The sequence below is a fragment of the Streptomyces sp. NPDC023527 genome (genome assembly GCF_055560115.1).
On the sequence record NZ_JBVHJJ010000012.1, the window covers coordinates 49,784 to 75,791 of the forward strand.

At 69.7% G+C, this 26,008-nt stretch carries 27 protein-coding genes and 3 pseudogenes; 12 read left to right on the forward strand and 18 right to left on the reverse strand.

Features of this window, described 5'->3' with window-relative positions; translation table 11 throughout:
* Positions 1–138: 138 nt before the first annotated feature.
* Positions 139–993, forward strand: a complete 855-nt coding sequence (locus tag ACZ303_RS23300) for a UbiA family prenyltransferase (protein WP_467342320.1) — start codon at positions 139–141, stop codon at positions 991–993.
* A gap of 182 nt (positions 994–1,175) precedes the next feature.
* Here the strand turns inward: ACZ303_RS23300 and ACZ303_RS23305 are convergent, their stop codons facing one another.
* Positions 1,176–2,294, reverse strand: coding sequence for a DUF5937 family protein (locus ACZ303_RS23305; protein ID WP_467341966.1), 1,119 nt, complete (start codon positions 2,292–2,294; stop codon positions 1,176–1,178).
* 522 nt (positions 2,295–2,816) lie between these two features.
* On the opposite strand from ACZ303_RS23305, the gene ACZ303_RS23310 reads away from it, so the two are divergent.
* Complete coding sequence (locus ACZ303_RS23310) at positions 2,817–3,233, forward strand: hypothetical protein (RefSeq protein ID WP_467341968.1); 417 nt, start codon at positions 2,817–2,819, stop codon at positions 3,231–3,233.
* Positions 3,234–3,365: 132 nt separating this feature from the next.
* On the opposite strand, the gene ACZ303_RS23315 is transcribed toward ACZ303_RS23310, so the two are convergent.
* From ACZ303_RS23315 to ACZ303_RS23325, 3 genes and pseudogenes are all read right to left on the reverse strand, one after another.
* A complete protein-coding gene (locus ACZ303_RS23315; RefSeq protein ID WP_467341970.1) occupies positions 3,366–3,965 on the reverse strand; it encodes an RICIN domain-containing protein in 600 nt (199 codons plus the stop codon).
* Between the two features lie 249 nt (positions 3,966–4,214).
* Positions 4,215–4,322 (reverse strand): annotated as a pseudogene (locus ACZ303_RS23320) (transcriptional regulator); the annotation flags it as partial.
* A gap of 88 nt (positions 4,323–4,410) precedes the next feature.
* Positions 4,411–5,019 carry a CGNR zinc finger domain-containing protein gene (locus ACZ303_RS23325; RefSeq protein ID WP_467341972.1) on the reverse strand — a complete coding sequence of 203 codons (609 nt, stop codon included), beginning with the start codon at positions 5,017–5,019 and terminating at the stop codon, positions 4,411–4,413.
* A gap of 77 nt (positions 5,020–5,096) precedes the next feature.
* Between ACZ303_RS23325 and ACZ303_RS23330 the strand changes: the two genes are divergently transcribed.
* Positions 5,097–5,879 carry an MBL fold metallo-hydrolase gene (locus ACZ303_RS23330; protein WP_467341974.1) on the forward strand — a complete coding sequence of 261 codons (783 nt, stop codon included), beginning with the start codon at positions 5,097–5,099 and terminating at the stop codon, positions 5,877–5,879.
* 176 nt (positions 5,880–6,055) lie between these two features.
* On the opposite strand, the gene ACZ303_RS23335 is transcribed toward ACZ303_RS23330, so the two are convergent.
* From ACZ303_RS23335 to ACZ303_RS23345, 3 genes are all read right to left on the reverse strand, one after another.
* Complete coding sequence (locus ACZ303_RS23335) at positions 6,056–6,454, reverse strand: VOC family protein (RefSeq protein ID WP_467341976.1); 399 nt, start codon at positions 6,452–6,454, stop codon at positions 6,056–6,058.
* 266 nt (positions 6,455–6,720) lie between these two features.
* On the reverse strand, positions 6,721–7,545 hold the full coding sequence (locus ACZ303_RS23340; protein ID WP_467341978.1) for an ABC transporter permease: 825 nt from the start codon (positions 7,543–7,545) through the stop codon (positions 6,721–6,723).
* Positions 7,542–8,462 (reverse strand): ABC transporter ATP-binding protein, encoded by a 921-nt coding sequence (locus ACZ303_RS23345; protein WP_467341980.1) that lies wholly within the window; start codon positions 8,460–8,462, stop codon positions 7,542–7,544. The genes ACZ303_RS23340 and ACZ303_RS23345 overlap by 4 nt, the downstream gene beginning before the upstream one ends.
* 208 nt (positions 8,463–8,670) lie before the next feature.
* On the opposite strand from ACZ303_RS23345, the gene ACZ303_RS23350 reads away from it, so the two are divergent.
* The gene (locus ACZ303_RS23350; protein WP_467341982.1) at positions 8,671–9,846 is read left to right on the forward strand and encodes a sensor histidine kinase; all 1,176 of its coding nucleotides are present in this window, start codon (positions 8,671–8,673) and stop codon (positions 9,844–9,846) included.
* Positions 9,843–10,514: a response regulator gene (locus tag ACZ303_RS23355; RefSeq protein ID WP_467341984.1), complete on the forward strand. Its 672-nt coding sequence runs from the start codon at positions 9,843–9,845 to the stop codon at positions 10,512–10,514. The genes ACZ303_RS23350 and ACZ303_RS23355 overlap by 4 nt, the downstream gene beginning before the upstream one ends.
* Positions 10,515–10,704: 190 nt before the next feature.
* Here ACZ303_RS23355 and ACZ303_RS23360 read toward each other — a convergent pair whose 3' ends face one another.
* Both ACZ303_RS23360 and ACZ303_RS23365 read right to left on the reverse strand, forming a co-directional pair.
* Positions 10,705–11,463: a DUF8189 domain-containing protein gene (locus tag ACZ303_RS23360; protein WP_467341985.1), complete on the reverse strand. Its 759-nt coding sequence runs from the start codon at positions 11,461–11,463 to the stop codon at positions 10,705–10,707.
* A gap of 265 nt (positions 11,464–11,728) precedes the next feature.
* Positions 11,729–12,022 carry a hypothetical protein gene (locus ACZ303_RS23365; RefSeq protein WP_467341987.1) on the reverse strand — a complete coding sequence of 98 codons (294 nt, stop codon included), beginning with the start codon at positions 12,020–12,022 and terminating at the stop codon, positions 11,729–11,731.
* Between the two features lie 290 nt (positions 12,023–12,312).
* Between ACZ303_RS23365 and ACZ303_RS23370 the strand changes: the two genes are divergently transcribed.
* Positions 12,313–12,405 (forward strand): hypothetical protein, encoded by a 93-nt coding sequence (locus ACZ303_RS23370; RefSeq protein WP_467341989.1) that lies wholly within the window; start codon positions 12,313–12,315, stop codon positions 12,403–12,405.
* Between the two features lie 45 nt (positions 12,406–12,450).
* Here ACZ303_RS23370 and ACZ303_RS23375 read toward each other — a convergent pair whose 3' ends face one another.
* Positions 12,451–13,506, reverse strand: coding sequence for a magnesium and cobalt transport protein CorA (locus ACZ303_RS23375; RefSeq protein ID WP_467341990.1), 1,056 nt, complete (start codon positions 13,504–13,506; stop codon positions 12,451–12,453).
* 202 nt (positions 13,507–13,708) lie between these two features.
* Between ACZ303_RS23375 and ACZ303_RS23380 the strand changes: the two genes are divergently transcribed.
* Positions 13,709–14,317 carry a DUF7691 family protein gene (locus ACZ303_RS23380; RefSeq protein ID WP_467341992.1) on the forward strand — a complete coding sequence of 203 codons (609 nt, stop codon included), beginning with the start codon at positions 13,709–13,711 and terminating at the stop codon, positions 14,315–14,317.
* A 30-nt stretch (positions 14,318–14,347) separates the two neighbouring features.
* A pseudogene (locus ACZ303_RS23385) lies at positions 14,348–14,521 on the forward strand (GNAT family N-acetyltransferase); the annotation flags it as partial.
* Positions 14,522–14,591: 70 nt separating this feature from the next.
* Here ACZ303_RS23385 and ACZ303_RS23390 read toward each other — a convergent pair.
* The 6 genes and pseudogenes from ACZ303_RS23390 to pdxR all read right to left on the reverse strand — a co-directional run bounded on the left by ACZ303_RS23390 (position 14,592) and on the right by pdxR (position 20,599).
* Positions 14,592–15,179 (reverse strand): peptidoglycan-binding domain-containing protein, encoded by a 588-nt coding sequence (locus ACZ303_RS23390; RefSeq protein ID WP_467341993.1) that lies wholly within the window; start codon positions 15,177–15,179, stop codon positions 14,592–14,594.
* 60 nt (positions 15,180–15,239) lie between these two features.
* Entirely contained in the window at positions 15,240–16,631 is a 1,392-nt protein-coding gene (locus ACZ303_RS23395) for a recombinase family protein (protein WP_467341995.1), read from the reverse strand.
* Between the two features lie 21 nt (positions 16,632–16,652).
* Positions 16,653–16,802: pseudogene (locus tag ACZ303_RS23400) on the reverse strand (DUF4291 family protein); the annotation flags it as partial.
* Positions 16,803–16,858: 56 nt separating this feature from the next.
* Entirely contained in the window at positions 16,859–17,557 is a 699-nt protein-coding gene (locus ACZ303_RS23405; RefSeq protein ID WP_467341996.1) for a CAP domain-containing protein, read from the reverse strand.
* 497 nt (positions 17,558–18,054) lie between these two features.
* Positions 18,055–18,939 carry a signal peptidase I gene (gene lepB, locus ACZ303_RS23410; RefSeq protein WP_467341998.1) on the reverse strand — a complete coding sequence of 295 codons (885 nt, stop codon included), beginning with the start codon at positions 18,937–18,939 and terminating at the stop codon, positions 18,055–18,057.
* A gap of 256 nt (positions 18,940–19,195) precedes the next feature.
* Positions 19,196–20,599, reverse strand: a complete 1,404-nt coding sequence (gene pdxR, locus ACZ303_RS23415) for a MocR-like pyridoxine biosynthesis transcription factor PdxR (RefSeq protein WP_467342000.1) — start codon at positions 20,597–20,599, stop codon at positions 19,196–19,198.
* Between the two features lie 125 nt (positions 20,600–20,724).
* Here pdxR and ACZ303_RS23420 point away from each other — a divergent pair, with 125 nt between their 5' ends.
* Positions 20,725–21,480, forward strand: coding sequence for a metallophosphoesterase (locus tag ACZ303_RS23420; RefSeq protein ID WP_467342002.1), 756 nt, complete (start codon positions 20,725–20,727; stop codon positions 21,478–21,480).
* A 94-nt stretch (positions 21,481–21,574) separates the two neighbouring features.
* Here ACZ303_RS23420 and ACZ303_RS23425 read toward each other — a convergent pair whose 3' ends face one another.
* Positions 21,575–22,474: an aminoglycoside phosphotransferase family protein gene (locus ACZ303_RS23425; protein WP_467342004.1), complete on the reverse strand. Its 900-nt coding sequence runs from the start codon at positions 22,472–22,474 to the stop codon at positions 21,575–21,577.
* A 100-nt stretch (positions 22,475–22,574) separates the two neighbouring features.
* A complete protein-coding gene (locus tag ACZ303_RS23430; RefSeq protein ID WP_467342006.1) occupies positions 22,575–23,093 on the reverse strand; it encodes an AraC family transcriptional regulator in 519 nt (172 codons plus the stop codon).
* Positions 23,094–23,374: 281 nt separating this feature from the next.
* Between ACZ303_RS23430 and ACZ303_RS23435 the strand changes: the two genes are divergently transcribed.
* Genes ACZ303_RS23435 through ACZ303_RS23445 form a run of 3 tightly spaced genes read left to right on the forward strand, consistent with a single transcriptional unit; the run spans position 23,375 to position 25,929 of the window.
* Positions 23,375–24,331 (forward strand): ABC transporter ATP-binding protein, encoded by a 957-nt coding sequence (locus tag ACZ303_RS23435; protein ID WP_467342322.1) that lies wholly within the window; start codon positions 23,375–23,377, stop codon positions 24,329–24,331.
* On the forward strand, positions 24,328–25,122 hold the full coding sequence (locus tag ACZ303_RS23440) for an ABC transporter permease (protein WP_467342008.1): 795 nt from the start codon (positions 24,328–24,330) through the stop codon (positions 25,120–25,122). The genes ACZ303_RS23435 and ACZ303_RS23440 overlap by 4 nt, the downstream gene beginning before the upstream one ends.
* 12 nt (positions 25,123–25,134) lie before the next feature.
* Positions 25,135–25,929, forward strand: coding sequence for a MerR family transcriptional regulator (locus ACZ303_RS23445; protein WP_467342010.1), 795 nt, complete (start codon positions 25,135–25,137; stop codon positions 25,927–25,929).
* The last annotated feature ends 79 nt before the right edge of the window (positions 25,930–26,008 follow it).

Sequence of the window (26,008 nt, forward strand, 5' to 3'; positions counted from 1 at the left end):
CCGGGGTGTCCGACGGCACTGTTGTTCCCCGTGCGGAATGCGGATGTGCGGGGGTGCGCCCCCAGTCGCCCGTCCGGCGGCCTCCGCCGCCCGCCTGTCCGTTCCACGTTCTACGATCACGTGGTGGAAACGGACCGGATGCCGATCGCCGGGGAGACCACCAACCGGACCGGCCGGCCGGTCGTGGCCCTGGCCGCGTCGTGCCATCCGGGGCCGTCGGCGGCGGTCACCGTTCTGGTGACGGCGCTGGCCGGCGCCGCCGGGCACTCCGCGGGCAGCTGCGCGCTGCTCGCGGCGGCGGTGCTGACCGGTCAGCTGTCGGTGGGCTGGTGCAACGACGCGTTCGACGCGCGCCGTGACGCCGCAGCGGGCCGTCCCAAGCCCGTCGCGACGGGTGCGGTGTCTCCGCAGACGGTATGGGCGGCCGCGCACACCGCGCTCGCGCTGTGCGTACCACTGTCACTGATGTCTGGCCCCCTCGCGGGGAGCGTGCATCTGGCGGGTGTGGGGGCGGCGTGGGCGTACAACCTCCGGCTGAAGGCCACGGTCTGGTCCTGGCTGCCCTACGCGGTGGGTTTCGCGAGCCTGCCGGCCTTCGTCACCCTGAGCCTGGACACGCGCCTGTGGCCCCCGTGGTGGGTGGTGGTGGCCGGTGCCCTGCTGGGTGTGGGCGCCCATCTGGCCGACACCTTGCCGGACATCGGCGGTGATCTGACGGTGGGGGTGCGCGGCCTGCCGCACCGGCTCGGGACGACCGGGACACGCCGGGCGCTGCCGGTGCCGCTCGTAGCGGCGACCGCGGCCCTGGCCCTCGGTCCGCCGGGCCCGCTCCCCGCCTCGGGAGCAGCGGCCCTGGTCACGGCGGCGGCGACAGCGCTCACCGGGGCGGTGCTGAGCCGGACGCACGCGAGAGCCCCCTTCGCCGCGGCCGTGGCGGTCGCGGCGGTGGGCGTGACCCTGCTGCTGGCCCGGGGCAGTGAGATCACCACCTGACCCGCCCGGACACTTACTCGCGCGGCCAGTGGCTGGAGTCGCCCCGTCGCCACAGCCCGTACGGCGATAGCCCGTACGGCGATTGAGGACCAGGCCAAAGGTCGGAGCCCCGGTTACGGAACGTGCTGAGGTGAGGGAGGTTCACCAGCCGTGAGGGAAGTCCACGAGCCGTGCGGGGCACCTCAGCGCAGTACCCCCTCCAGGAAGTCGCTGCCCAGCCGGGCGACCACCGTCAGGTCCAGTTGGTGGAGCACGTAGCGGCCGCGCCGACGTGTGGTGATCAGGCCGGCCTTCTTCAGGACCGCGATGTGCCGGGAGACCTCGGGCGGGCTGATGTCGTGCGAGGCGGCCAGCTCGGTGGTGGTGAAGGCGGACCGGGCCAGGTAGCGGCACATCCGGATGCGCATCGGGTGGGAGAGGGCTTCCAGCCGTAGCTTGAGCAGGTCCAGGGACCCGGGGCCCGGCACTTCGGGTGCGGCGGCCGGGTAGTGGACCACCGGGCGCCAGCGCGGCGCGTGCAGCACCCACAGGTGGGGCCAGCCGAAGGAGGACGGGACGAAGGTGACGCCCGGGCCGACGGCCGGATCGAGCGCGTTCGCACGGCCGGTGCCGATCTTGTCGACGCTGATCCGGGACCCGCCGCCCTCCAGCGTCACGGCGGAGGACACCTCGGCCAGAGCCTCGGCCAACCCCTTGCGCTGCAGCAACTCCGTCTTGTGCCGGGCGTCGGCGGCGAGCTGGACGCGCACCCGCTGCCAGACGTCGTCGAAGAACGCCTCCGCGCAGTCCTCGAACAGGCGGCGGATCCAGGCCCGTAGGGCCGGCGGGTCCTCCAGCAGTCGCTTGGCGAACTCCACCTGCCGGGGGCCGCGCGCCGTGGCGCGTTCCAGGGCCCGCGCGCGAGCCTTGGCGTTCACGAGCGGGGACGGGCCACCCCTGCTGTAGCTGCTGGTGCAGGAGATCTCCAGGGCGGCGTCGACGAAGACGTCGTCGTCCAGCCGGTCCAGCAGGTCCAGGTCCTCGGCGAGCGTGGCCCCCGGGCGGCCGTGCGAGTCCGGCAGCGCGGCGAACGGCATCGAGATGTCGGAGAAGGTGGAGTTCCACAGGAAGTCCGCCTCGCACAGCCGGTCCGCGAGGGCCGGTTTGAGGGCGGCGTTCGTCGCGGTGGTCCAACCGTGCAGCCCGGGGTGATGCCCCGGCTCGGCCAGGGCGTGCAGCGCGGCGCACAGCTCGGCGAGGGGCGACGGGCTGAACAGCAGGCGTTCGGGTGGGAGTCCCGCGATCTCGATGGTCACGCTCATGATCCCTATGATGCCTCTCTTTCCGCAGGTGGGGGCCGTGGATTGACGTTCCTCGTCAATCCACGCGGCGAGCCCTCGGGGGGCGCCGACCGGCACGTCGCGGGGACCGGCACCGGTCGGCGACGGGTATCGGGACGGTGCGGGCGAGCCGTGTGCTCCGCCGGCTCGGTGACCCGGGCCGGCCGACTCAGCGGCCGGGGCCCCTCGCGAGGGGTTGATCCTTCTCTGGCAGGATCGGCCGCAGATCCGGCGGTCCGGTCGTGCGGGCGAGCTGAGCTGCCCCAGCCGGGCCACGGGGACATTCAACGGGGAAAGAGAGAACAGATGCGTACGTGGACTCGTGCCGTACCGGCGACGATAGGTGCTCTGGCCCTGGCCTTTGCGATGACCGGTTGCAACGACTCGGGTTCGGGGAAAAACCGGAACAGCTCCGGCTCCCACTCGTCGGACTCCGGTTCGGACGCATCCGACGGCAAGAAGACCTTCCGTCTGGGTGAGACGAGCCCGGAGAAGGAAAGCACCATGCAGAAGTCGGCGGGCGCCAAGTTCACGGTCACACCGACCAAGGTGCAGACCGGCACCAAGGCCGACATGGAGAACTCCGGCCTGAAGAAGGACAAGGACGAGGGCCCGCAGATTCCCGTCTACGTCTGGTCGACGCTCACCCACAAGAGCGGCAAGACCATGGAGCTGGGCGACATGGACAACGACCTGGTCATCAGGACGGACGCGGGTCGGCGGACCCGTGCCCTCCTCGTCCTGATGGGCGAGGCGAAGTGGCCCGACTGCCCGGCACCGGACACCAGCAAGCAGATGAGCGCGGGGCAGTCGGAGAAGATTTGCACCGCCTTCCTCATCCCCGAGGGCCAGAAGCCTGCCGCGGTGGAGCTGACCCAGGGCTACTACAAGAAGCCGCTGGAGTGGCCGGTCAAGAACTGACCGGCGAGCACGGAGACACCAACGACAGCGGTCGGCCGCCGAAGATCGGCCGCCTCCTGAGGTGAGTGGGCCCGGCAGCGTGACGGAGCGGTCCCCGGCCGGCCCGGGTCCGCTCCGTCGTCCGCCGGAACGTCAGACGCGGTTCCAGTAGTGGTCGGGCCATGTTCCGCACGGCCACTGGATCACACGGGCACCGGCGGCGCCGCTTCCGCCCTCGACCGCGAGGCACTGTCTGCTGTTGCGGTTCACCACCCGGTACTTGTTGGGCCCGACGTTGTCGAACCGCCAGAAGTGGTCCGCCCAGTCACCGCACGGCCACTGGATGACCTGTTCACCCTGCTTCGTACTCGCCCCGGGCACGGCCAGACACTGGCCGCTGTTGCGGTTGATCACCTTGTAGTACTTGGTCCCGTCGATCGTGTAGGGCACCATGTCCCAGTCGTGGTCGGCCCACGCACCGCATCCCCACTGGATGAGCCTGGTGCCCTGTTCCTTGCTGCCGCCGGGGACGGCCAGGCACTTGCCGGTGCCGGCGTTGACGAGGTGCCGGAACGTGCGGATGGCCGGCGCGTCCTTGACCGGGTCGGGCTGCAGCCTGACGGCGCCCTTCACCTCCGCCGCGGCGCCTCGGGCGGCGGTCGGCGCGGCGGTCGCGGCGGTGGCCATCGGCACGCCTGCGACGACAGCTCCGATGGCAGCCGTGGCGACGGCCGCGCGGGTCCACAGTTTCATGCGTTTCCCCTGTCTTCCTGATGGGAGGACGGATGCTTCGCGGATGCGATGTGACGTGTTCGCCTTTCGGGCACGGACCACGATGCTGGAGCCGAGCGGAGCCGTCGTTAGCAACGGGTGCACGTTTCCTTGGCCCGGAGCGCACAGCGGAAGTCGGGCCGGGCGGATGAGCGCTGACCGGCGGAATTCCTCAGCCGCGGCGCTGTGCTGCCGACGCGGCCCAGGCCCCGGATCCTCCGCCGGCCTTGGCTACGAGTTGACGGCACCGCCCGCCTGATCGGCGGCCCAGGAGGCGAGGACGCGGAGTCCGTCGTGGCTGGGGCTGCCCACCTCGGCGGTCCAGATGACGAGTTGCTGGATGAGTCACGCTGCCCGGCAAGACGCTTGAGCGTGCGGGATCGGACCGTCTGACTCATCTGCCGGTCGTGATGTGTTCGAGGCGGTCTCAGTCGGCTTTGGGTTGGGTGCGCCGGGCGTAGGCGCGGGCCGCGCGGGCGCGGTCGCCGCAGCGGGTGGAGCACCAGTGGCGGCGGCCGTGACGCAAGAGGTAGCGGTTGCACGGGGTGGAGCCGCAGGCCGTGAGGCGCTCGGCGTCGGGGCCGGTGAGCAGGTCGGCGGCGCTGGCGGCGAGGGTCGCCAGGGCGTGGTCGACGATCTGGGCGGTGGGGTGCGCGGCGGCGCGGTACAGGCCGCGAGTGGGATCCCAGTGCAGCAAAGACGCCGCGGGGGCCCGGGTCAGGGCGTCGTTGACGGCGGCGAGAGCGCTCGACGGAGCGGGGTGCCCGTCGACCCGGGAGGCGAGCAGGGCGCGGATCTGTTCACGCAGCGTCCGCAGCTGTGCCGCACACATCTCCTGCAATCCGGCGTCCGCCGGGGCGAGGTCGCGTTCGATGAGCCACTGATTGGCGGCCGCGGGGGTCCCGAGGAGGTCGAGGAACTGGCCGCCGGTCAGTGCCATGGCGCTGTTGGCGAAGTCGAGGGCGGGGTACTGCTCCGCACCCGGTGCCGGTGGCACGGCGGACTCGGCGGTCACGGTCTCCTTCACGGGTCTCATGTTACAGCTTGCGCCCATCCGTGAGAACCGACTACGGTCTCTCACGGATAGACCGCTTCCCATCCGTGAGGTGTTTCATGGCTGTTGCCGGCACGACCAGTGAGCAGTTCCCCGTACGCGTCTTCGGCGGACCGACCGCCCTCTTCGAGTACGGCGGGCTGCGTTTCCTGACGGACCCCACCTTCGACGCCCCCGGCGAGTACGGGGCGCCGGGCCGTCCGGTCCTGACCAAGACGACACCCTCCTCCGTCGACCCCGCGGACCTCGGCCGCGTCGACGTGGTCCTGCTCTCGCACGACGAGCACGCCGACAATCTCGACAACTCCGGTCGGGCCCTGCTCGCCGACGTCGCGCTCACGCTCACCACCCCCAGCGGCGCGGGCCGTCTGGGGAGCGGAGCCAAGGGCCTTGAGGACTGGGAGTCCATCGAGCTGGACCGTCCCGACGGCGGCACGGTGACCGTGACCGGTGTGCCCGCCATCCACGGTCCCGGGACGCGCGAGGAGGTCGAACCGATCACCGGCCAGGTCGTCGGCTTCGTCCTGACCGGGGAGGGCCTGCCCACGGTCTACGTCAGTGGCGACAACGCCTCGCTCGACGCGGTCGGGCAGATCGCCGAGCGGTTCGGCCCGATGGACACCGCCATCCTCTTCGCCGGAGCTCCCCGCTTCCCCGTCCTCTTCGACGGCGCGCTGATCGTCCTCGACAGCGCCCAGGCCGCCGAAGCCGCCCAGATCCTCGGCGCACGCCGAGTCATCCCCGTGCACTGCGACAGCTGGGCCCACTTCACCGAAGACCGCGACGACCTGGTGGCCGCCTTCACCGCCGCGGGACTGGCCGACAGCCTGCACCTGGCCTGACCCCGCGCCGACCCGTACGTCGGCAACGTGCCCGGCCCGACCTCGGCGCAGTCGACCGCCGGGAAGCACTGACGGACGACGTCGTCCCTACACAGCACGCCCCGGTCTGCGATATCCGCAGGCCGGGGCGTACCGGCGGGGCCGCGCGGCGCCAGCCACGCGGGGCCTACGGACGGTCAGCCATCGCTACGGCTTGGCTGGCTGCGCTGACGCAGCGAGATCCGGTTGCCGTCCGGATCCACAGCCTCGATGCGCACCCCGAACCCGTAGTCCTCCGGTTCGGGCTGGTCGAACGTCACACCGCGATCGCGAAGCACCTTGAAGTCCGCCCGCAAGTCGTCCGATTCGAGGAAGACCGGACCGGGCGTGGTGCCCGGCCGCACCTCGGCCGGGGCAGCAGCGCGCGGCCAAAGGATGATTTCGAGCGAACTGCCAGGGATGCCTACGGTGAGGAAGCGTCCGTCAGGACCGGTGAAGTCGATGCGCTTCTCCAGGCCGAGCTGTTCCGTATAGAACCTCAGCGCGCGGTCTTGATCGGTGACATTCAGCGTCACATACATGATGTTCGTCAGCATCGTGTTGTCCTGTCCATGTGTGGGTCTCGCGACCTCCGCGCCGGGGCGCCGATCGGCCTCGGAGTTCGAGGCGGTCGTCGGTCACCCGGGGTGGGTCGTGTTGCTTCGTCACTTCACTGACGGATCCCGACGGGAGAATGTGACCGGTGGACGGATAAACCTGTCGGCCGACTGGCTTCGAGGAGCACGGGACCCGCAGCAGAACCACAAGACCTGGAGCCGGATCACCCCGCCCTCTCGTAGATGTTCGCGCCCTGGAGACACGCTCATACGTCGCGACGCCTCACGACGAGCACGGCGAGTGCGACCGTGATCAGCGGCCAGAGCGCGTACACGATCCAGGAGCCGGGGACCGTGGCGGTGTAGCCCAGGGATCCGGGATCCGGCTCCCAGGTTTGGACCAGGCGATTCCAGGCGGCCGAGACCAGCGCGTGTTTGATGTCCGCCGACCAGCGGTTGCTCTCCGAGAACATGGTGGGCAGCATCAGCAGGGTGAAGACGCTGGTGACCATGGTCCCGGCGGCATGCCGGAGCAGAACGCCGAGGCCCAGACCGACCAGGGCGCAGACCGGAGCCAGCAACGCGGATGCCACCAGCGCCCGGAAAACCCCGGGGTGGGTGATCGGAACGCCGGCATGATGTCCGTCCAGGATGGCCTGGGAGACCAGGAAGGAACCGGTGGAGGCGGCCGTGCCGACCGCGGTCCACAGCACGGCGGTGACGGCCGCCTTGGCCAGCACGACCGAGCCGCGGGCCGGGACGGCCACGGTGGTGGTGCGGATCAGCCCACTGCTGTACTCGCTCACGACGGTGAGGGCGCCCATGCTGGCGGCGACGAGCATCAGCGTCCAGTAACCGGCCGACGGGTAGGCGTCGTAGGGCAGGAAGTCAGCGGGGCCGGAGGCCACGGCCTTGTCCGACAGCGTGGCCACGGCGGCGGACCCGACGACGAACAGGACGGTGAGTCCGATCGTCCACGGGGTGGAACGCAGGGACCTTACCTTGATCCACTCGGAGGCGAGCAGGTCGCGGAAGCGGGCGGCCGGCGCGGCGACGGGGGTGGTCCGGGAAACGGAGGCGAGCGTGGTCATCGGGGCTGTCCTGCCAGGTATTCGGTGCTGTCGGCGGTGAGTTCCATGAAGGCCGCCTCCAGTGAGGCGGTACGGGTGGTCAGTTCGTCCAGCCGGATACCGTTCTCGAAGGCGAGCGCTCCGATCCGGTCCGCCGGGAGCCCGGTCACGGCGAGCTTCTCGGCGCCCGCCGAGCCCTCCGGCTCGACCGAGGCGCCCGCCGCGGTCAGCACGGCCGCCAGTTCAGCGGCCTGCGGTGTCCCGACCACGACGCTGCTACGGGTGCCGCGCGCCGCGAAGTCCCGTACCGACTCGGCGGCGATGAGGCGGCCCCGGCCGATGACGACCAGCTGGTCGGCGGTGTTCTCCATCTCCGACATCAGGTGGCTGGAGAGGAAGACCGTGCGCCCCTCGGCGGCCAGGCGCCGGAAGAGTCGGCGTACCCAGAGCACGCCCTCCGGGTCCATGCCGTTGATCGGCTCGTCGAACATGAGCACGGGCGGGTCGCCGAGCAGGGCGGTGGCGATGCCCAGCCGCTGCTTCATGCCGAGGGAGAATCCACCGATGCGGCGGTTCGCCACCTCGGCCAGCCCCACCTCCTGAAGCACCTCGCCCACCCGGCGCAGCGGGATGCCGTTGCCGCGGGCGAGGGCGGACAGGTGGGCCGCGGCGGTGCGCCCGCCGTGGACCTGTCCGGCGTCGAGGAGGGCGCCGACGTGCCGCAGGCCGCGCGGGTGGCGGTGGAAAGGGACGCCGTTGACGGTGGCGGCGCCGGTGGAGGGCGCGTCCAGGCCGAGGATCATCCGCAAGGTGGTGGACTTGCCGGCTCCGTTGGGGCCGAGGAATCCGGTGACCCGGCCCGGCCGCACGGTGAAGGACAGATGGTCGACGGCGGTCTTGCTGCCGTAGCGCTTGGTGAGTTCGTTGACTTCGATCACGGCACCCACACTGCCGAGCGGACCCCCGTCCGGACATGAGGCCGTGGGCGGCAATCGTGCGGCCGGGTTGGCCCGTGGGCGTACGTCCCCGGGCTGATGCCATGCCGGTGGTGGCCCGTTAGTCTCGCGGCGTGAACCCCATGATGATCATTCCGTTGCCTGCGCTCGTCGCGCACCGCGGCGTTGCTCCCGGGAGGGAAAGCCACCGATGACGAGAACCAAGGCCGTTGCCTGGGCGGGGGGTGCCTCCTACCTCCTCATGGTGGGTCTGCTGGTGGGGGGTGCGCCGCGGGCGTCGGGCACGGTCCACGGTGTCGGGTCACTGCTGGCTGTGAGCCTGCTCGCCGGCGTGGTGCGACGGATGCCGCTGCTGGCTCTGGCCATGGCACTCATCGGATCCACTGCTGTGGTGGTGGGCCCCCCGAGTTCCGCCGATGAGAGCGTGGCGGCGTCGTATCAGGGCCAGTTCCTGTCGTATCTGGCGGTGGACCTCGTCTTGGCTTTCATCGTCGCCACCTGTACGCGGCGGGCTTCGGCCGGCGCCGTGGCCGTGTCTTTCGCCGTGCAGCTCCTGGTTGTCGGCGGCTTCGCGCACGGGGACAACCTGACCGTCAACGGGGTGATCGCCCTCCTGGCGATGACCGCCTCCTGCATGGCCGGTCTGCTCAGTCGCGAGCGCCGCGAGCATGCGGTGGCGCTGCGTGCACAGGAGGTGACCGAGGCCGTGACCGCCGAGCGGCTGCGGATCGCGCGGGAGCTGCACGACATGGTCGCGCACAGCATCGGCATCATCGCCATCCAGGCCGGTGTGGGCAGCCGGGTCATCCAGACCCAGCCGGCGGAGGCCCGCGAGGCACTGCGAGCCATCGAGGCCACCAGCAGAGAGACCCTGTCGGGCCTTCGGCGCACGCTGGTGGCGCTCCGTCAGGCCGACCCGGACGCGGGGACCTCGGGGCAGGCACCGCTCGCGCCCTCGCCGGGTCTGGCGGACATCGAACGGCTGGCAGCGGCGACGGCGGACGCGGGGGTACGTGTCGACGTGCGCCGTAGCGGGGAGCAGCGTCCTTTGCCGGCCGACATCGACCTGTCGGCCTACCGTATCGTGCAGGAGGCGCTGACCAACGTGGTCCGTCACGCGGGTACCGGGCATTGTCGGGTGACGCTGGGTTACGGGGATGAGGAGTTGTCCGTGGAGGTCGTCGACGACGGGCGCGGCGCCACCGAGAACGGCTCGGCCCATGGCTTCGGCATCGTGGGCATGCGGGAGCGGGCCGGCCTGTTGCACGGCCACCTCAGCGCCGGGCCGCGTCCCGAGGGCGGCTTCCGGGTGACGGCGCGGCTGCCGCTGCCCGAACCCGTCGCGGTTCCGGTGGAGGCCCGATGACCGACAGGCCCGTACGTGTCCTGCTCGCCGACGACCAGCCGCTGGTGCGGTCCGGCCTGCGCGTGATCATGGCCGATCACCCCGACCTGGAGGTCGTCGGTGAGGCCGCCACCGGCGCCGAGGCGGTCCAGATGGTCAGCGATGTCGGCCCCGACGTCGTGGTGATGGACATCCGGATGCCCGGCATGGACGGGATCGAGGCCACGCGCCGGATCACCGCCGGTCCGGCGACGGCCCGCGTCCTCGTCCTGACCACCTTCGACGAGGACGACCACGTCTACGGCGCGCTCCGGGCCGGCGCGAGCGGCTTCGCGGTCAAGGACATGGCGCTGGACGACATCCTCGCGGCGATCCGCGTGGTCGCCGCCGGCGACGCACTGATCGCGCCAGGTGTGACGCGCCGTCTGATCGCGGACTTCGTCGGGCAGCCCGGAGCTGCCCCGGCGCGCTCCCCACGGCCGGTCGAGGGCATCACCGAGCGGGAAAGGGAAGTCCTGACCCTGGTCGGACGCGGCCGGTCGAACACCGAGATAGCGGAGGACCTCTTCATCACGGTCGCCACCGCCAAGTCGCACGTGTCACGGCTGCTCACCAAACTGGGCGCCCGGGACCGGGTCCAGCTCGTGATCACCGCCTATGAGACGGGGCTCGTCACGCTGCCTCGCTGAGCCACGTCTCAGGGCCCCTGGGCGGAAACAGGCTCCTCGCTGCCGGCCTTCACCGACTCGCACCAACGTGGCCGCCCGGCCGCAGCAACACCGCGGGCACGTACGTCCAGTTCCTCGCTGACGTCGACGACGTGGTCGACTTGTCACCCCAGGTACACAACCCGCCCGACAACCCCGTGGCGCCTGCGGCTCACGCACACGCGGCGGTCGCACACACCTGCCACGGCTCCCAGGACATGAAACGGTTCCGCTCGGTGGTCTGCCACCAGCGGTCGCGGTTCCACTCGCGGGCGACGACGCGCAGCCGCCCGTCGGCCAGTTGGGTGACCGACTCCGGGGAGCTGAGCCCTACATCCACTTCGGGAACCTTCCCCAGCCACCGCACGTCGGCCCAGTGGTCCTGGGAAGAGCTGTACTGGCTGCGCACGTCCATCGATGAGTAGGAGGGGCTGCCACCGGAGGCGAAGGCGTGCAGGCGGCCGTCGCGTTCCTTGAACAGTACGATGCCGCCGTGGTACGGGGCCGGTTGCAGGCCGAAGTCCTCCGGCGGGCTCCACTGGCCGCCGGGCACGGGCAGCACGGTGTGGCAGAAACGGCCGTACGAGGCGATGAACACCTCCAGGCCGCCGATGCTGTTCTCGATGGCGGCCACCTGGTAGAGCTTCGGCCCGACGGGGACGGAGCCGACCCGCTCCCAGGCGCCGTAGGGGCCGCCGGCCACGTCCTGTGCCCGGTGCCAGACGAAGGGCAGGCCGCTCATCGAGGAGTCGTCGTAGAACTGCTGGAACTGCTCGACCCGCCCGTCGGCCCGCGCCACCGAGACCAGGCTCCCCGGGGCGGGCCGGGAGGCGAGCCCTCGGGCGTTGCCGTCACCCGCGCACGCGGCCGCGGCGTGCGCGACCGGCGAGACCAGCACGCCCCCGGCGCAGACGAACAGCAGCGCGATCACACCGCACAGCACGCTTCGTAAACCCCGTAACAGTCTTCGGTGCACGACCGGTCAACCTCCAGCGATCGACAGCGGCTCCGGGTGATCCCAGGGCCAGAGCGCATCCTCGCGCGTCGCACGCCGACCGGCTAGAGCACGATGCCGGTGACCTTCCATCAGTCGCACCGTCCGAAAGCCCCCGGTCTACCGCCGGACCTGCCGACGACGGCACCCCTGCCCAGCCTTCACAGGCCGGGCAAGGGGGGCACCGGGCTTACGAAGCGCCTCAGCGCACGACCACGTGGTGGGCCGGAGTGATCTCGGGCCGCAGGTCGCCGTAGCCGAGATCCGCGATGACCGGACCGAGGATCGCGGCGAACGCCTGGAACGCCTCGGCCGACTCCCAGACGTCGACGACCCGCCAGCCGCCGTCGACCGGCCCCGACGCGTGCGCGAGCAGCCCAGGTGCGGGCAGGTCGGCCGGGGTGGTGAAGCCGCGCCCGTCGGTGAGGCGGTCGATGCAGGCGTCGTAGAGATCCTGCGCCGCGCCGGGGGCGTTGAAGGTGACGATGATGGCCATGTCCTGCTCCTGTCGGTGGCGGTTCCGTCGGCTCGGAGCGGCCCGCGTGACCCGCCGGGCCACCACGAACGGCCTGGCGCCGCACGGCCGCTCCGAGCCGTGACACCCCGTCTGCCTCCCCTCCTCATGGCCAGGGCATCCCCGCCCGTGACGGCTCGCCGGGCGCGTTCGGGGAGGGCCCGGAGGCGCGGGGCGCGGACCTGCGCGACGAAAGGGCTCACCGCTTGCCTACGCCCCTCCCCCGCGTACCTTGAAACCCATAGCGTTGGTACGTAGGAGAGGAGACGCACATGGACTGTCCCGCGTGTGGATCATCGGACATGAGGCAACTCAACAATGGAAACTGGCAGTGCGGAAACTGCGGCGCGGTCACGGCTGGATAGGGACGACGGACTCCTTCTGGCCACGTCCCGGCGCGCCGCTTGTCCTCACCTCCTGAAGGCCGCCGAAGTGTGCGAGGCGGCGTTGCTCACTTCAGGCATCGGCGGTGTCGCCTGGCGACGTCGTCGGCGCAGCCAGGCGTACAGCAGCAGGCACGGCAGCAGCAGTCCGATGATGGTGAGGGCGAGGAACGCCGCGAAGCCGCTGATATGTCCGACCAGCCAGTCGAAGTTCTGCCCGAAGAATCCGACCACGAAGGACAGCGGCAGAAATACGGTCGCGAGAATCGTGAGCTGTTCCATCGTGGCGCTCTGCCGAAGATTGATCTTGTTCTGCTCGACGGAGATCACCGCGATGTTCGCTTCGAGGACGGTGGCCAAGAGGTCGCGCTGGGCGGCGACTTCCTCGTTGACCAACAGCAGATGGTCGTGCACGTCGCGGAAGTACGGCAGGAGTTCGTGCGGTGACCTGCCGGGCTGAAGCCGTCGGGTGAGCACGGCGAGAAGCGGGTGGACGGCGCGGTAGAAGTCCGTGGCCTCACGGCGCAGGGAGTAGATCCGTTCGGTCGGGGCGACCGCCCCGGAGAACACCGTGGCCTCGATCTGCTCGATGTCGCGTTCGAGTTCCGCGACAACTGGTGCGTAGCCGTCGACGACCTGGTCGAGGATCGCCCACAGCGTCGAGACGCTGCCCGTACGCAGCAGTTCGGGGCGGCGTTCCAGTCGGCTGCGGGCACCGTGCAGCTCGCTGGCGATGCCCTGGCGAACAGTGATCACGAAGTGTTCGGCGAGGAAGATGCTGATTTCGCCGGTGTCGACCTCCTCGCGCTCGTCGTCATAGCGTGCGGTGCGCAGGATGATCAGCTCGGTGCCGTCCTCGTATTGCTCGGCCTTGGGCCGCAGGTGGAAGGCCCGGGCGTCCTCGACGGCGAGTTCGTGCAGCCCGAAGCACTCACGAACCCTGGCAAGTTCCTCGGGAGCCGGCTCGAACATGCCCAGCCAGACGAATCCGCCCTGCGTGCAACGCGCGGCCGCCTCTTCCAGCGGCATCGCGCCCTCGTGCTGCCGGTGCCCGTCCCGGTAGTGTGCGCAGTCGACGATCATGACCTTCCTCCTTACGTACAGCCGAAGCGGGCAAGCCAGCGCCAGTGTGCCCCGCGCCCATGTCGTTCTCCGGCTCCGGGAGCCTGTCGGCATGTCGGCGCGGGTCGGCGCGGCCGGGGGATACGCCGCCGGACGTCGGCATCAGGAGCGGGCGAGCGCAGCGGCTCGGGGCGCTGTCAGTGGCCGCGTCTAAGGTCGTCCCATGAGTTCCTCCCTGAGTGTGTACCTGCTCGACGTGACAGCGACGCGTGCCCTGGTCGGCTCCCGCGACGACCAGTTGCTCACCGTCATACGCGACAGCTTCGGCGACGATCTGGCTCGCGACGACGATTACTTCCAGGACGCGATCGAGAACGGCGCTCCCACCGCGTTCGAGGCGCTCAAGGCGGTCGTGCACGGCGGCCCCTTCATCGACGACGAGAAGCACGCGTTCCAGTACGGCTACGCCTACCGACGGCTGTGCTCGCTCACCGGCTCCTTCCTCGACAATTCCTGCTTCACCCCGCACCGGGGCGACTGGCTGTCGGTGGTCGACCAGGGGCTGACGGCCCTGGGCATCACCGCGGTATCCGTGGCGGACTTCGGGTACAGCGATCTGCCGAAGCCTCTGCCGTGGACGTACACGCCGGGTTGCGGCGAGTGGACGCCGGAGCAGTGCGCACGGGCGCTGGAGCAGTTCGAGGCCACGAAGCGGGCGGGGCATGCCCCACCTCTTGATCCCGAGGTCGTGGAGGCGGTCATGCAGTGCCTCGGCTGGGTGAGGCATGCGGAAGCCCGTCCCGGTTTCGGCATCATCGGCTTCCGTTCGTGAGCTCGTGAGTCCGTGAGTCCCAACGTGGCTGGCCACCACAGGCTGACCATCGATCCCGCCGCGACCGGCACCGCGGCGATCCGCAGTTGCGGCAAGCTCGGGTTCGAGCCGGTGGGAATCATGCGAGCGTACGGACGCGACCACCGCACAGGAGCTTGGCAGGACGGGTTGCTGATGGACCTGCTCGCGGAAGAACTGGTCTGAGTGAGGCGGGACCCGCGAGGGGCGGTCGCGTAGTAGCTGCGTTGTACGCGCCGAGGCCGTCCGGGCCTGATCAGTGGGCGGGATCGATGGCCAGGGCCCACTTGCAGCCGTTGGTGACGAAGCTCTTCGCGCCGAAGCCCACCACCGCGGCGGCCACGATGGCTCCCGGGCCCGTCTCGACGGTGGCGACGCCGACCGCCGTGCCGGCGAGTGCGCCCGTACCCTCGCCAAGGGCACCGCAGGCTCCGTCCTTGGCCTTGTCGTACGGGCTCGGCGGCGTCGCCTTGCCTACGGCCGGCCGCTGGATGATGAACGGCCGCGGAGTGGGCACCGATCCCCCGGCGGTCAGCGCGGCCTTGGTCCTCCTGCCGGCGATACCGTCGACGACGAGCCCTTCGGCCCTCTGATAGTTCTTGACGGCCTTGGCCGTCTCCGGGCCCACGATCCCGTCCACCACCAGGTTCGCACCGTGAGCGTTGAGTTCCTTCTGCAGGATGGCCGCGCAGACCCCGACCGAGCCCTGGGCGATATCGGGGCAGTCGAAGTTGAGACTGCTGGGCCCGCTCGACGGCGGTGCCGCCTCCGCTGAGGCCGTCCCTCCCAGAGCCATGGCCCCGGCCAGCGTGAGCGCCGCGATCACTCGTATGGATGTGTTCATGTCGTCCCCCGTGGTTGCACGGCGCCCTCCGGGACCCGGGAACGCCGCGTCACGACATGTCTACCCACCTCGGGGCGTCATTGTGCGTGACGTCGGCGGAGACCCCGCGCTCCTGCGGCACATGCCCGGTGACCGCGCTGGTGTCGCCGGGGCCGCCGCCAGCGCTGTCGGTCCAGCCCAGCGCGGCGACCATGCGCATCGCCGACTGCGACAACATCGATGCGGAGGACGACGACCGCCCGCCGCGGCCCACCGGCCCGCTCGCTCCTGACGGTCGGCGTCAATGGCGGCCTGATCCTTCTCCGACAAGGATGACGGCGTGCGGACGTTGGCGAGGTCGAGACGCTCCAGGAGATACATCGCGGCCTCGGTCACGAAGTCCTCCAGGATGGGCGCGGAAATGGCGCGGTTGCAGCGCGGAACATCGAGTCGGTGGGTATGGCCGTGGCAGATGTACTTCCCTCCGGCTCCGCCCATGAGCTTGCTACAGCCCGTGCATATGACGATGCCACGCAAGAGGTAGAACCTGCCTGCCCGCCCGCTGGCCGCCGAAGCTGCGGCCCGGTACGCGCGACGCTCCCTGACCTCCAACCACTTGCCCCGATCGATGATCGCGGGCCACTCACCCTCGCCGATCTCCTCACCCCGGAAGACACGGATGCCCGCGACGTGGCGATTGTCGAGTAGATCGCGTACGCGAGGTGCGGTCCAGTGACGCCCCTCGGCGGTCTTTTCCCCACGGTCGTACAGGTCCTTCGCCAGCCGAACCGGGCTGTCCCCGTCCAGGTAGCGGGTGTAGATCTCCCGGACGATGACGGCCTCCTCGGGGATGATCTCCATGCCGGTCTTGTCGTAACCGTAGCGGCGCCTGCCGGTGTGCGGCCTTCCGTCCTTGGCCCGGTCGACCATGGCGTCGATGAGGCGGCGTGAGGTGTCGTCACTGGAGCGACAGGCGTGCGCAACCTCGATGCGGAGGAAGAAGCGGTCGTCGGGGTCTGACAGGTCGCGCCGGTTCGCCTGCCCGTGCAAGGTGATGTCATGGTCGTCGGCGATCTGCAACAACTCTTCAAGATCGCGCGGTTGCCGCATCAAGCGGTCGGGGTGGTAGGTCAGTACGTGACGTACGCGCCCCTTACCTGCCTCGGCAAGTAGGGCGTCCCACCCCGGCCGCTTGCGCTTGCGCTGCCATGCGGACCTGTTGTTGTCGACGAACACTTGATCCTCGGCCACCCTGAGACCGAGGCGTTCGGCGACCTCCCGGCAGATCCGCTCTTGGCGGTCCACCCCGGTCTGATCGTCATCGTTCACGTGGGAGATCCGGCAGTAGATCGCCGCAGACTCTCCCTGCCAGTCGGCACGGTTCTTCTTGGCCCGTTGCGGCCCGGCTGCTTGGCTGGCGCGGAGAGCTCTACGTAAGCGGGCGTCGGCCTTGTCTTTCTCCTCTGGCGTCATGGAAAGAGCCTATGGACACTGCTTGATCCACGTCATCCGGTCCCGTTTCCAGGCTGCGGGGAAGCGGCCGTCCCGTGCGGCGGGCAGGCCGATGTGCGGAGGGTATGCCTGGTAGACGGTGACCGTGGTCTCTGTGTAGTGCGCGCGGATTCTGTGTCTTGGTTCTTCCACGGCTTGAGGATGCAGTCGATTCGGCGGCTGAGCCACTTATTTTGCGATCACTCGCTTCAGGAAGAGGCGCCGAAGTTCTGCGTCCACCAGGGGCCGTTCGAGCTGAGGTTGATGCCCACGCCTATCTCCTTGAAGGCGCAGTTCAGGATGTTGGCGCGGTGGCCGGGGCTCTTCATCCATCCCTCCATCGCCGTGCGGGCGTCCTTCGGGCTCTTGAAGATGTTTTCGCCGTACGTGCTCCAGCGGTATCCCGCGGCCGTCATCCGGTCGCCCGGGCCGACGCCTTCGGGAGTGCTGTGGTCGTAATAGTCGCGGGCGGCCATGTCGTCGGAGTGGCCCTGGGCCGCGGCCTGGAGCTTGGCGTTGACGGTGACGGGTGAGCAGCCGTTGCGGGCTCGCTCCGCGTTGACCATCTCGACGACCTGCTGCGCGGGACGGCTGGTGCCGCCTGTCGGGGTGCGGGTGGCCGGGGGCTTACCGGTGTTGGCGGTGCCCGTGCCGGTGGGCTTGGGCTTCGGCTTGGCGGATGTGCGGGGGTCGGGCTTCTTGCCGGTCTCCGTCCCTGTCGTGGGCGCGCTTGCGCTTGCGCTCGCGCTGGGGGCGGCGCTGCTGGCGGCGGCGGTCGGAGATGCAGGGGTGGTCGGCTCGGTGGAAGGGGCTGCGGGTCGGTCGGTGGGCTGGTGCGCGCCTTGTGCGGAGGTCTTTTCGGCGGCCGGGCTGCCATCGCCGTCGCATCCGACGGCCATGACGGCCATCACGGCCACTGTTCCGGCTACGGCTGCCGTCCGGCGGGGGCGGCTGCCTCGGCGGGGGCGGTGGGTTCCTTCGGGGGGCAGGGTCTTGTGTTCACGGTTCACGTGGGTCACTCCCGGTCCGGGGCCTGCTGAGTGCAGGCCAACACTCAGGAGACGCCGGGAGCGGGGTGCCGATAACAGAAATTCGCAGGCGTGTTTGTGCCGGGCCGGTGCCGGCCGGAGAACCGCCCGCGCCGGGCACACGATGCCTACCGGGCGCCGTCCGGTGCGACGGACGGGATCGAGGGCGCCGGCGACGTCCTTCAGCCGGCTGGCAGAGAGAGCGTCGCCGGCGCGGCCCCGGCGCAGGCTTCCACGTGCTCTGTCCAGGGCCACGGCGGCTCGTACATATGCGAGTACGGCAATCCGTCACCTTCCCCAACGGTAACCGGGAATGAACCGCCCGCGACACCCCGGTTCGTCCCCGGCCCGCCGCGCCGAGGGCGTGGCCTCATCGGTCAGTTCCGTGTCGCGCCGCCGGGCTTCCGGCGGGAGAGCAGGCGCCGACGCACCAGCACCAGAGGGACGGCGCCGGCGAAGGCCACCGCGGTGGGGGCGGCGGCCGCCGCCTTGTCGATGCCCTTCTGGTCGAAGGTGGTGGGGACGGAGAGGGTGTCCCAGCGGTCGACGGGCCAGGCGATGACGATGGCGCGACCCACCACCTCGTCCACGGGGACAAAGCCCTTGTCGTCCTCGTCCTGGTGGTAGCGGGAGTCCTGCGAGTCCTGCCGGTGGTCGCCCATCACCCACAGCCGGTCCTTGGGCACCGTGACCTTGAACTGGCTCTCCGGGTTCGTGCTGCACGGGGTGTTGCCGGCAAAGACGTAAGGCTCCTTCAGCGGCTTGCCGTTGACCTTCAGCGGGCCGGTGCCCTTGCACTCGACGGTGTCGCCGGCGACGCCCACGACCCGCTTGATGAGGTCCTTCTCGCTGGCGGACGGCATCAGCCCGATGAAGCTCAACGCCTTCTGCACCACGTTGGGCTCGGGCGTCGGCTGGTCCCTCATCCAGTGCCCCGGGTCGTGGAAGACGACGACCTCACCGCGCTCGGGCTTCGAGCCGAACCACGGCGTCAGCTTGTCGACCAGGACCCGGTCACCCGGTTGCAGGGTGTTCTGCATGGAGCCCGAGGGGATCGAGAACGCCTGCACCAGGAAGGTCTTGATCAGCAGCGCCAGCACCAGCGCGACCACGATGAGCAGAGGCAGTTCCTTCCAGAGCGGACGCTGCGCTTTCGCGGACTTTCCGGGCCTCCCCCACCTCCTCGCCTTCCCCGCCGGCTTCTCGGGCCCTTCACCCGGACCGTCCTGGTCCGACCGCGCGCCGACCGCCACGTCCCCCACACCCACTCCTCGCTTGGACCGCCGCCCGCTCCATGCGCGGTGCGGGCCCGGAACCCCTGGTCGAGCGGGATGTTCCGGTGTCGTCACCTTATGCGAAGAAGGGTGACGGTCATTCAGAGTCCATGTGGCCTGCGCTGGTGAGGGTGGCCCGGGTCTGGTCCCGGCGAGGCCTTCCCCGTTGCGCAGGAGTCGGCGCCGGGCCTTCCACTTGAGGTCTCAGCCCCGGCCGCGCCGGAATCGCCCACCGTGCCGTTGATCAACGTATGGCGTCTGCCATGACCGAGGACAAGGCCTCCAAGGCGATGGGGTACCCGAGCTCGGAGGGGGCGGCGAAGCCGATCAGCAGGCCTTCCGATGTGCCGGCCGTGGCCTCGTGGTGGAGTTCGGTGAGACCTCTCAATGCGATGCCCCGCTCCGCACAGTCGGCCAGAAGCCGACGTTCGGTGATTCCGCCGGGCGGGAGGGTGACGAGGGTGTGCAGACCGGCCGGGACACCGTGGGGGGTGAGGGCGGGGAAAGCGGCGAGGTGTTCGAGGAGCAACTCGCGGCGGCGGCGGTACCGCAGGCGGGATGCGCGGATGTGACGTTCGTAGGCGTGTGTGCCGATCAGTTCGGCGAGGACGAGTTGACCAATGGTCTCGGTGTACAGATCGGTCTCCTCCTTGGCCTTCACGACCGCGCCCACCAGGTGGCGCGGCAGGACCATCCAGGCCAGCCGGAGGGCGGGGCCGAGAGTCTTGGACGCGGTGCCGCAGTACACCACCTGGTCGGGAGCGATGCCCTGGAGGGCCCCGACAGGCTGACGGTCGTAGCGGAACTCTCCGTCGTAGTCGTCCTCCACGATCAGGCCGCCGGTGGCGCGTGCCCATTCGCACAGCGACTGACGCCGGTCGGGATGCAGCGGCACCCCGGTCGGATACTGGTGCGACGGAGTGACCACCACCGCCCCGATGTCGTGCGCAAGCGATCCGACGCGAGCTCCCCACGCGTCAACGGTCAGAGCCGGCGTGGCGATTCCTGCTCGCTGGACCACCTCGCGATAGGCGTTGTGGCCCGGATCCTCCATGGCGACGGCACCGATGTCCCTCTCGATCAGCACTCGGCTCAGCAGTCCCACGGACTGGTGGAAACCTGAGGTGATCACGACTCGGTCGGGTGTGGTGAGCACTCCCCGCGTTCGGCCGAGGTAGTCGGCCACCGCGGCACGCAGTTGATGCTGCCCCTGAGGGTCCCCGGCACCGAAAGTCCGCGGAGGTGCGGACTCCAGTACGCGGCGGCACGCACGGAGCCAGGTCTGGACGGGGAAGGCACTCACATCGGGAAGCCCGGGCCGCAGGTCATGACGCGGGGATCTTCGAGGGGCCTCCAGGGCCGTCGGGGAAAGATCGGCGGCCGGTACGTCGGCGACGCGTGTGCCAGAGCCGGGGCGCACCGTCAGGTAGCCCTCCTCGGCCAGTTGGTCATAGGCGGCGCTCACAGTGCCCCGTGAGAACCCGAGCTCCTTGGCCAGCCCACGAGTGGACGGCAAGGGAGTCCCGGATCTCAGGCGTCCTGATCGAACCGCCTCGCGCAGTGCGAACTCCAGCCCCGAACGCCGGCCGCCCGCGGTGCCGATGTCGATATGGAGGTCGAGCCCCGGACTGGACCAATCTTTTGGCATGAAACCGGATCTTACCTATGGTCCAGTCGCCGTTTTAGGTTCACCGGAGCCATGGAGGGACGCGGGCGTGAACGCCCTGCCGTCCTCGTTGAGCCCAGACTCCTCTCGGAAGGACCAGGCAGACCGTGATCGTGACAGCCCACCTCAGCGACATCCACATCGACGGCCGGCAACGCAGCACCGACCGCACAAGGGTGGTCATGGACTACTTGAACGCCCTTCCCTACGATCTCGACGCCGTCGTGGTGACCGGCGACATCGCCGAACACGGATCGCCGGCCGAGTACGAGCAGGCCAGGGAGCTGCTGACTTCCCGGCATCCGGTGCTGGTGAGCCCGGGTAACCACGACGAGCGCAGTTCCTTCCGCCAGTTCCTGCTCGGGGAGCCCGCCTCGGCGGCCCCTGTCAACCAGGTTCATCGCACGGCCGACTTCACCATCGCCCTATGCGACTCCTCGATACCGGGGAAGGACGAGGGGTTCATCGAGGACGACACCCTGGTCTGGCTGGAGGACGTTCTCACCCGGACGCCGAGCGACATGCCCGTTCTCGTCGGCTTTCATCACCCGCCGACCCTGCTGCACAGTCCCTACATCGACAGCCTCCGGCAGTTCGAGGGACACCGGCTCGCCCGCCTGGTGGAACGCTTCCCCAATATCGCCGGCCTGATCTGCGGCCACGCCCACACCGCAGCGGCGACCACCTTCGCAGGGAAGCCTCTGATCGTCGCCCCCGGTGTCGTCTCCACCCTCAGACTTCCCTGGGAGCGCTACGCCCACCCGACGGACCATGTCCACCTCGACCTGCCTCCGGCGCTCGTCTTCCACGTTCTGGACGACGCAGGGCACCTGACGACCCATTACCGGTGTGTTTCCCGCTAGGGCGATGCGCCGGAAATCACGGGCTTGGCTTGACCAGCTGTTTCGTTTGGTGGGTCGGCGATAGCAGAGCAGTGCGTGGCGTTGAGACGTCCAGTCAGCCCTCCCCCAGCACCGCCCGGATCACATGCCGGGCGTTGTGCGCCATCGCCGGGTTCGTCTCGCGGTAGTACGGCAGCGCGATCAACGCCTGGGAAAGGGTCCGCCCCCGACCGCGGATCCAGGTCGCGTCGTCCACGCCGAGCGCCTCGCGGAAGACCTTCCTCGCACCGGCCGGCAGCAGATTCCAAGCCGGGAACAGATCGCAGGCCGGATCGCCCACCCCCAGGCACCCGAAGTCGATCACCGCGGCCAGCCTGCCACCGTCCACCAGCACATTGCCCGGCATCAGATCGGCATGCAGCCACACCGGTGGCCCCTCCCAGTCCGGGGCCCGCAGCGCGTCCTCCCATGCGGCGGTCGCGGCGTCGCAGTCGACGCCCTCCTCCGGGATCCCGCGCAGTTCCCCGATCGCCGCCCGGGTCTCCGCGTCGAGCGAGGCCAGGGGCCCACCGCGGTGGGCCGCCGGCGCTCCCGGCAAGGTGATGCTCCGCATCGCCGCCACGAACCCGGCCAGATCCTCGGCCAGGAGCTCGGGCTCGCTCAGCGCCCCCTCCTTGGGGTTCTCCCCCGCCTGCCACCGGTACACCGACCACGGCCACGGATACCCTTCGGCGGGCTCCCCGGCCGCCAGCACCTCGGGAATGGCGAGGGGCAGTCGGGGCGCGAGACGGGGCAGCCACTCCCGCTCCATCAAGATGTCCTCGGCCCCACCCCCCACCAGCGGCAGCCGTACGACCATGCCGTCGCCCAGCCGGTACACGGCGTTGACCGTGCCACCGGACGCGAACCGCTCGACCGCTTGCCCCGCCCACTGCGGGAACTGCCCGGCGACCAACCGCCGTACGAGGTCGTCGTCGATGGGATGCCGGCCGGGGTGCATCTGCCCTCTGCTCATGGGACGCCATCCGATCTCGGACGTCGACGGGCGTCAATCACTTTTCCGGCTGGGCCGTGTCTCCAGCGCGCGGCGGCTCGGCGCCGCCGCGCGCTACGGTTCAGACCGCGGTCCGCTCCACGGGGATCCACAGTTCCGCGTCCGCCTGTGCCGCGTCCTGCGACAGTCGCGTCCGCAGGATCTCGGGCCCCGGCCGGCTCCGGTACGGGTTGGACGGGAACCACTGCGTGAACACGTCCCGCCACAGGTACTGGAGCGCCTGCGGGAACGGCCCGGAGTTCTCGAAGACCGCCCACGTCCCGGCCGGGACGGTCAGCGCGTCCATGTCGCCGACGCCGTGCATCGCGCGGAACGCGCGCGCGAACGCCTCCCCCGACGTGTAGCCGTAACGCACCGCGACCTCCAGCAGCGTCCGCTCCCCGGCCAGCACCTCGGCGCCCGCGACCGTCAGCCGCCTGCGCCGGATGTACTCCGACAGGGGAATCCCCGCCAGCGCGGAGAACAGCCGCCGGAAGTGGTACTCCGGTGTCATCGCGATCCGCGCCAGGTCGCACACCTCGATCCGCTGATCAAGGTGGCAGTCGATGTGCTCCATGGCCTGGTTCAGTCGTTCCAGCACCCCGGCCTCCTTCCCTTTCGATCACTCACATCAGGAAGGGCTCGCAGTGCCGGACCCGACATCCTGTGCCCGGTCCGGTCGGGTACGAACAGGTCCTTTTCCGGACTAAGGAATTGATCACGGGGTGGTCGTGCTTCTTGGCGGCCTGTTACCAGGTACTCGGCGCGCTCGTGCGACAGCCGACTGGCCGGTGTGAGGCAGAGGCCGACGTCTCGGGGTGCGATGCCACGTAGCCGCAACAGTTGACCCTGACGCAGGGGCAACCTCTCAGCATGGTCGGCATGACGACGAGAACCAATGCGATCGAGGTCGCCGGGCTACGCAAGTCGTACGGTGACCACGAGGTGGTAGCCGGAGTCGACCTGACCGTCCCCGCAGGCACCGTATACGCCCTGCTCGGACCCAACGGGGCCGGCAAGACCACCACAGTCCGGATCCTGTCCACCTTGCTGCCTGCAGACGCCGGTGAGGCTCGGGTCGCCGGGTACGACATACGCCACGAGGCAGACCAGGTGCGTGCGTCGATCGGAGTGACCGGGCAGTTCTCCGCCGTGGACGAGTTACTCACCGGGCGGGAAAATCTGCGGCTGATGGCCGACCTCGGTCACCTAGACCGGCGCCGTGCGGAGAGCGTGGTAGAGCAACTGCTGGAGCGGTTCCACCTGGCTGATGCCGCCGACCGACGCGCGGTGACGTACTCCGGCGGTATGAAGCGGCGGCTGGACCTGGCAATGACCCTGGTTGCAGGGCCGCGGCTGATCTTTCTCGACGAGCCGACCACCGGCCTCGACCCGCGCAGCCGCCGTGACCTGTGGGAAATCGTGCGGGAGCTGGTAGCCGACGGGGTCACCGTCTTCCTCACCACCCAGTACCTGGAGGAGGCCGACCAGCTCGCCGACCGGGTCGGTGTGCTCGACGGAGGCCGACTGGTCGCCGAGGGCACCGCAGCCGAGCTGAAGCGGCTGGTCCCCGGCGGTCACGTCGAGCTTCAGGCCGCCGACACTGAACGGCTGGCCGAGTTGGCACGCCAGTTCCCCGAAGCGAACCCGAACGCCGCGGCGCTGACCCTGACCCTGCCGCACGACGGCAGCCTCACCACGCTGCGACGGCTGTTGGCCGAGGTCGACGACGACGCGGTCACCGGGCTCGCCGTACACACCGCGGACCTGGATGACGTGTTCCTGGCTCTCACCGACCACTCCACCGCCGACGAGTCTCCCGAGGAGGTGCCGGCATGAACACCGCGACGTATGCCGTCCGCGATTCGGCGACCATGCTGCGCCGCAACCTGAAGCACATGGCCCGGTACCCGTCGCAGACGCTGATGCTGATCGGCCTGCCGCTGCTGTTCCTGCTGCTGTTCGTTTACGTCTTCGGCGGCACGATGGGCGCCGGTCTGCCCGGAGCCCGGGCGGGAGATCACGGCGATTACCTGACGTTCATCACTCCCGGGATCTTGGTGATGGCGGTGGCAAGCGTGTCCATCAGCACGGCCGTCTCGGTCGCCACCGACATGACAGGCGGGATCATCGACCGGTTCCGGACCATGGCCATCGCCAAGGTCTCGGTGCTGACCGGCCACGTGCTGGGCGCGATGGTCCAGACTGCGCTGGCACTCGCAACGGTCTTTGGCGTCGCGTTCCTGCTCGGTCTGGAGACCGCTGCCTCGGCGATGCAGTGGTTGGGCCTGATCGGTCTGCTCGCGCTGTTGTCGTTCGCGATGACCTGGTTCACCGTGGCGCTGGGGCTGGCCAGTCCGAATCCGGAGGCCGCGAGCAACTGGCCGATGATCTTCATCATGCTGCCGTTCGTGGGCAGCGGGTTCGTGCCGGTCGAGTCGATGCCGACCGGGCTGCGGTGGTTCGCGGAGTACCAGCCGTTCACGCCGATCATCGACGCCTTCCGCGGCCTGCTGGCCGGATCGCCCGATGGTTCGGACGTGCTCTGGGCCATCGGCTGGTGTGTGGTGATCGGGCTGGTCGGCTACCTCTGGTCACGGCGTCTCTACCGGACCCGGGCTGCGAACTAGGAGACTGGTGTGATGCTGACTATCGGCGAGCTGGCGTCGTATGCCGGAGTGACGGTGCGCGCGGTGCGGCACTATCACGCCAAGGGGCTGCTGCCGGAGCCGGAGCGGGACCACTCCGGCTATCGGAGGTACGGCGCCGGCGCCGTGGTCGAGTTGGTCAAGATCCGGACCCTCGCCGAGGCCGGGGTCCCTCTGGCGCGCGTGCGGGAGCTGCTGCAGGCCGACGAGGAGGAGTTCGCCGCAGCAGTGGCAGATATCGACAAGCGGCTGCGGACGGAGATCCGGGAGCGGCAGCGGCACCGCGAGCGGATCGCCCGTCTCGCCGCCGGGGACAGCCTGGCACTGCCCCAGGAGGTGGTCGAATTCCTTGACCGGCTGCGGGCGCTCGGGGTCGACGAGCGGATTGTCCAGGTCGAGCGCGACGGCTGGATCCCGCTGGCCGCGCGCTCACCCGAGCGAGTTCCGGAGTGGATGGCACGCAAGCGGGAGCAGATCGAGGATCCGCAGATCATCGACTTCTATCTCACTCTGAGCAAAGCTCTCGACCGCACCGACGACGACCCACGCCTGGTCGAACTGGCCGACAAGTTGGCCGCCTACATCACGCAGATGGCCAACGAGCAGGGCGAGTTCTACGTCGACGACACCGGCATCGAGCCACCGTTCGCCGAGCTGCTGGATACACATGTGTTCGACACCCTGCCGCCGACCCGTCGGCTGATCGAGCTGCTCACGAAGCGAGGCTGGACCGGCTGGACCAAGCTTGAGCGCGTGAACCCAACACGGGGTGCGGCCGGAGCACGGTAGGAAGACGCTGCAAGTGCGGCGTTCCTAGCGGGTGGGACCTTGCTGGCGTTCACTGCCCCAGCCAGCCTCTGCGGGGTCC